This is a genomic window from Nitratireductor sp. GCM10026969, from assembly GCF_042660605.1.
Classification (GTDB): domain Bacteria; phylum Pseudomonadota; class Alphaproteobacteria; order Rhizobiales; family Rhizobiaceae; genus Chelativorans.
Window position 1 is genome coordinate 1 of the sequence record NZ_JBHSUM010000220.1, and the last position, 5,121, is coordinate 5,121.

Sequence of the window (5,121 nt, forward strand, 5' to 3'; positions counted from 1 at the left end):
GCGTGGCGCTGGCGCGCGTTCTGGTGCGCCGGCCGGCCGTCCTTTTCCTCGACGAGCCCTTCGCCTCGCTCGGGCCGGCGCTGCGCGACGAGATGCTGGATCTGATCACCGATCTTCACGGGGAGCAGGGCATGACGGTGCTCATGGCCACCCACGATCCGCGCGACGCCGAGCGCCTGTCCCGGACACTGGTCTTTCTGGAAAACGGCATCGTCTCAGCCGTCGGCCCCACGCGCGATTTCCTGTCCGGCGGCAAGTCGCCCGCTTTCGACCGCTATCTCGGCGCGCGCAGATAGCGGTCCTTTCCAAAAGTTGAATTGCCTAACCCGATTTCGTCATTATTTACCGTCACGGGTGCAGGCTCCGCATGCGGATTCTTGTTTTGTCGGGAAGTCTGTGGCTAGCTCGGCAACGAGCGCAGGTGCCAACCGGAAAGCTGTCGAAAGGATATCGTCCTGTTCCCTCGTCTACCCACGAGAATGGCCTTGACCTCCGGGGCGGGAATACGGCCCTTGCGCAAGGTGCTGTTCGCCGGCTTGGTGTCGGGTCTGGCCGGCTGCCAGCCGGCGGAACTGACGGAGGTCGGCTTCGTGCCGTCCCCCAATCCGGTGACGGTGGACACGGTGACGCGCGGCGACCGGCTGGCGGACCTGGCGCGGCGGCAGCATCCGAAGATCCTGCAGACCTATGGCGGCGAATACTCCAATCCGAAGCTGGAGCGCATGCTGGCGCGGATCGTCGGCAAATTGACGCTCGACCCGGACAATCCGTCCCAGACCTACCGCATCACCATTCTCGATTCGCCCAGCATCAATGCCTTCGCCCTGCCGGGCGGCTATCTCTATATCACGCGCGGGCTTCTGGCGCTTGCGAACGATTCGGCGGAGATTGCCGCCGTTCTCGCCCACGAAATGGCGCATGTGACGGCCAATCACGGGATCGAGCGCCAGCGCTGGGAGGCGGAGGTGAACCTGACCTCGCGCGTGGTGGAGGGGGTCTTAAGCTCCGACAGCAATGCACGCGCGGCAGCGGTGCGCAGCAAACTGCGGCTTGCCCAGTTCTCGCGCAATCAGGAGCTTGAGGCAGACGAGATCGGTATCCGTTCCATTTGGCGCGCTGGCTACGATCCTTACGCGGCGGCGCGTTTCCTGCGCTCCATGGATGCCTATCAGAGCTATCGCAACGTCAGCGGCGCACGGGATCAGAGCCTCGATTTCCTGGCAAGCCATCCGAACGCGCCGCGCCGTATCGAGCTGGCGCAGGAGCACGCGCAAAGCTATGGCGCGCCAGGGGCCGGCGACCGCGACCGCGACACGTTCCTCGACGGGCTCGACGGTCTTCTCTTTGGCGACCGGGCGGACCAGGGCTATGTGCGCGGGCGCCAGTTCCTGCACCCCACGCTGGGGGTTGCCTTTGCCGTGCCGGAAGGGTTCGTGATCGACAATTCAGCCGGCGAGGTCGTTGCCTCCGGGCCGAACGACCTGGCCTTCCGTTTCGATGGGGCCACGGTTGCGCGCAGCGTTTCCCTCAGGGACTACCTGCAGGGTGACTGGCTGGGTGGGCTGGATGCAAGCTCCATTCGCGAGACGACGATCAACGGCCGCGAAGCGGCGACGGCCCGCGCCTATACGGGGGAATGGCAGTTCGACGTGACGGTGGTGCGCGTCGGCGAGCAGGTCTACCGTCTGCTGACCGGCGCCCCGCGCGACAGCGATGCGCTCGAACGCACGGCCCGTGCGATCACCGGCAGCTTCCGCGTCCTCGACAAAGCCGAGATCGCCGCGCTGAAGCCGCTCAAGATCCGCGTGGTAACCGTCAGGCCGGGCGAATCCGTCGCCACCTTCGCCAACCGGATGGAAGGGGTGGACCGCAAGCTTGAGCTCTTCCGCGTGTTGAACGGTCTGGGATCCGGGTCGACCATCTCGGCCGGCGACCGCGTCAAGATCGTCACCGACGAATAGCGTCAGCCGGCCTGCGGGGCGATCTCGGGGTGCCGCTTCACGAGCGCGGTGCGCAGCTTCTCCATGGCGCGCGACTCGATCTGGCGCACCCGCTCCTTGGAAATGCCCAGCGTCGCGCCGAGGGATTCCAGTGTTGCGCCGTCCTCCGACAGGCGCCTTTCGCGCAGGATCGTCAGCTCGCGCCCGTTGAGCGTGCCCAGTGCCTGGTTCAGCCATTGCGCGCGGCGCTCGCCGTCGATCGCCTCGCCCACCACCTCGTCCGGTGCCGGGGAGTCGCAGACGAGAAACTCGATGCGCTCGGAGGCCATGTCGCCGTCGCTTTTCAAGGGCGCGTTGAGCGAGGTGTCGGAGCCGGCAAGGCGCGCGTCCATCAGAGCTACATCGGCTTCCGAAACCCTGAGTGCCTGCGCCACTTCGCGATAGACGTCCTGGCTGGGCGTGTCGCCGCCGGCCTTCTGCAGCTTGGTGCGCAGGCGCCGCAGATTGAAGAAAAGCGCCTTCTGGGCCGAGCTCGTGCCGCCACGCACGATAGACCAGTTGCGCAGGATGTAATCCTGGATGGAGGCGCGTATCCACCAGGTGGCATAGGTCGAGAAGCGAACCTCACGTGAAGGGTCGAAGCGCGCCGCCGCTTCCAGGAGCCCGACATGGCCCTCCTGGATGAGATCGCTCATGGAAAGGCCGAAATGGCGGAACTTGGCCGCCATGGCGATGACGAGCCGCATATGTGCCATGGTCATGCGGTGCAGCGCCTGCTGGTCCTGACGCTCCTTCCAGCGGATGGCCAGCGCGTGCTCCTCCTCCCGGGCCAAATATGGCGCCTTCATCGCCGCCTTGATCAGCTTGCGCCTGGCGTCTTGCTGCATCTCGCGCTCCCAAGCCTCCTCGCGGGCCGATGGCCGGCCGGAGCCGAGCCGTTTCGGACGTCGCATCGCTTAACCCGTGTGGAACGCCAAAAGTTCCACCGGCAGGAGGGTCGAAGCGGAGCACAGCGGTTATGGCGCGAGATGCCTCGCGCAATTGTGATCGCTTCGGCGTCCCTTCGCCTGATAAGCGACCGTAACTCCTTTTGCGCCTGCAGCCCCTTCGCGAATGGCTGCATGCAGGCCATGAACCACTCCGACAAATGAAAAACCCGGCCGCAAGCGGCCGGGTTCGAAGCTGCCGGTGGTGAAAGAGGGTGGCTTACGCCGCCTCCTCCTTCTCCGTTTCCTCGTTATCGGCTTCGGTCTTGCCGCGGCGCGGTCCCTTGTTGAGGTTCACCTCGATGAGGCGCACCGCCTCGGTTTCCGACATGCGGTTGACCGCGGCGATCTCGCGCGCCATCCGGTCGAGCGCGGCCTCGTAGAGCTGGCGCTCGGAATAGGACTGCTCCGGCTGGTGTTCGGCGCGGTAAAGGTCCCGCACCACCTCCGAAATGGAGATGAGATCGCCGGAATTGATCTTGGCGTCGTATTCCTGCGCGCGGCGCGACCACATGGTGCGCTTGACGCGTGCGCGCCCCTGAACCACCTTCAGCGCCCGATCGACGTAATCCGTCTCGGAAAGCTTGCGCATGCCGATGGCAGTCGCCTTGGCGACCGGCACCTTGAGCCGCATCTTGTCCTTCTGGAAATCGATAACGAACAGCTCCAGCGTGTGGCCGGCCACCTCCTGTTCCTCGATGGTGACGATCTGTCCAACCCCGTGCGCGGGATAGACAATGTATTCGCCCGTCTTGAAACCCTGGCGCTGTGCCGACTTCTTTTGCTGGGTTGCCATACGCCTAACACTCCTGTTCTTGTTGGGGGCGGAGTCGTACCCTCGCCCCGCCCATGCCGCAGGCCGGCTATCGTCGAAGTGTGCGCAGGTCTTGAGGCTTCCGGAAGCCAGCGGTTGCCGCTCGTGCATCCTTGCCTGGCCCAAGTCGCCTTGGTCCGGAAATAGGCCCCACCTTTCAGTGATTATCGCGTCTGCGCCATCAAAAGACGTGTTGTCACCGGCATGTCAAAAGAATCTAACACAAAAGGCTGAAAGAATCAACAATTTGCTGCACGTGCACACTCATGGCCGGAAGGCAAAATGCCCGCCTGCCCAACATGCGACACGGTGACGCGACCCTTGCACGGCCGCGTCATTAGATCAATCGCCTTCGCCCGGCTCGGACGAGAAATACTTCTCGAATTTATTTTCGACGCCGTCGAATTCCTTGGCGTCGGCGGGCGGTTCTTTCTTGGCCGTTATATTCGGCCACTTCTCGGCATACTCGGTATTAACCTGCAGCCACTGGTCGAGACCCGGCTCGGTGTCGGGCTTGATCGCCTCGGCGGGGCATTCCGGCTCGCAGACGCCACAGTCGATGCACTCGTCGGGATGAATGACGAGCATGTTTTCGCCCTCATAGAAGCAGTCGACGGGGCATACCTCGATGCAGTCCATATACTTGCACTTGATGCAGTTGTCGGTCACGACATAGGTCATATCGGGCTCCCCGGCCTTTCGGGCCGCAATCACTTTCGGCGGGTGAGGTAGACCCTTTAAAGCGCCGTGGCAAGGGTCGCCATTCCGCCGCCGCACGTCGCAGGAGAACAGCTTTTCACCGGTGCAATGTCGGGAAACGGCGGTGCGGTGCCGGCCTCTATTCTTCGCCGCGCCACCTGTCCAACGCCCGCCTGTCCTTCTTGGTGGGGCGCCCGGCGCCCGGCTCGCGAAGGGGCCGCAGGGCCGGAGGCTCGGCACTGCCGGGCCGTGCGGGCGGCGTCAGGTCTTCATAGAGCAGCCTGGCCTCGTCGGCCGGCCCGCGCCGCTCGCCCGACGCGAGAATGCGATAGACCAGAATCCGTCGGTCGAGCGTGATCGTGAGCACGTCGCCCGGCCGTACCTGATGGGCGGCCTGGTCGATCTTGTTGCGATTGACCCTCACCCGGCCCGCCTGGGCCAGCCGGGCGGCGAGCGAGCGGGATTTGACCACCCGCGCGAAGAACAGCCACTTGTCGATACGCTGCCGTCCGTCCGCGCCCACGCGAGGCCCGCCTATTTCCTGAGCTGATCTCGGAGTGCGGCCAGCTTCGCGAAGGGCGAGTCGGGATCGACCTTCGGCGGGCGGTCCTCGCGCTGCGGCCTTGCCGGTCCGCCCTTATGGCCGTCCTTGCCCCCCTTGCGCCGGTCCCTCGGCGGCCTG

General features: G+C 64.8%; 5 protein-coding genes and 1 pseudogene. 2 read left to right on the top strand and 4 right to left on the bottom strand.

Annotated elements, in window-relative coordinates; translation table 11 throughout:
* Both ACFP9U_RS23670 and ACFP9U_RS23675 read left to right on the top strand, forming a co-directional pair.
* Positions 1–296: pseudogene (locus ACFP9U_RS23670) on the top strand (thiamine ABC transporter ATP-binding protein); the annotation flags it as partial.
* Between the two features lie 183 nt (positions 297–479).
* A complete protein-coding gene (locus ACFP9U_RS23675; protein ID WP_378625218.1) occupies positions 480–1,961 on the top strand; it encodes a M48 family metalloprotease in 1,482 nt (493 codons plus the stop codon).
* A 2-nt stretch (positions 1,962–1,963) separates the two neighbouring features.
* Here the strand turns inward: ACFP9U_RS23675 and ACFP9U_RS23680 are convergent, their stop codons facing one another.
* The 4 genes from ACFP9U_RS23680 to ACFP9U_RS23695 all read right to left on the bottom strand — a co-directional run bounded on the left by ACFP9U_RS23680 (position 1,964) and on the right by ACFP9U_RS23695 (position 4,962).
* A complete protein-coding gene (locus ACFP9U_RS23680; protein WP_322453201.1) occupies positions 1,964–2,827 on the bottom strand; it encodes an RNA polymerase factor sigma-32 in 864 nt (287 codons plus the stop codon).
* A gap of 319 nt (positions 2,828–3,146) precedes the next feature.
* Entirely contained in the window at positions 3,147–3,722 is a 576-nt protein-coding gene (locus tag ACFP9U_RS23685; RefSeq protein WP_322453200.1) for a CarD family transcriptional regulator, read from the bottom strand.
* A gap of 360 nt (positions 3,723–4,082) precedes the next feature.
* Positions 4,083–4,421, bottom strand: a complete 339-nt coding sequence (gene fdxA, locus ACFP9U_RS23690) for a ferredoxin FdxA (RefSeq protein WP_322453199.1) — start codon at positions 4,419–4,421, stop codon at positions 4,083–4,085.
* Between the two features lie 157 nt (positions 4,422–4,578).
* Positions 4,579–4,962, bottom strand: coding sequence for an RNA-binding S4 domain-containing protein (locus tag ACFP9U_RS23695; protein WP_378625220.1), 384 nt, complete (start codon positions 4,960–4,962; stop codon positions 4,579–4,581).
* Between the last annotated feature and the right edge of the window lie 159 nt (positions 4,963–5,121).

Excerpts from the sequence above, each read along its gene's own strand:
- fdxA (WP_322453199.1), bottom strand. The coding sequence starts at position 4,421 with ATGACCTATGTCGTGACCGACAACTGCATCAAGTGCAAGTATATGGAC.
- ACFP9U_RS23675 (WP_378625218.1), top strand. The coding sequence starts at position 480 with ATGGCCTTGACCTCCGGGGCGGGAATACGGCCCTTGCGCAAGGTGCTG.
- ACFP9U_RS23680 (WP_322453201.1), bottom strand. The coding sequence starts at position 2,827 with ATGCAGCAAGACGCCAGGCGCAAGCTGATCAAGGCGGCGATGAAGGCG.
- ACFP9U_RS23685 (WP_322453200.1), bottom strand. The coding sequence starts at position 3,722 with ATGGCAACCCAGCAAAAGAAGTCGGCACAGCGCCAGGGTTTCAAGACG.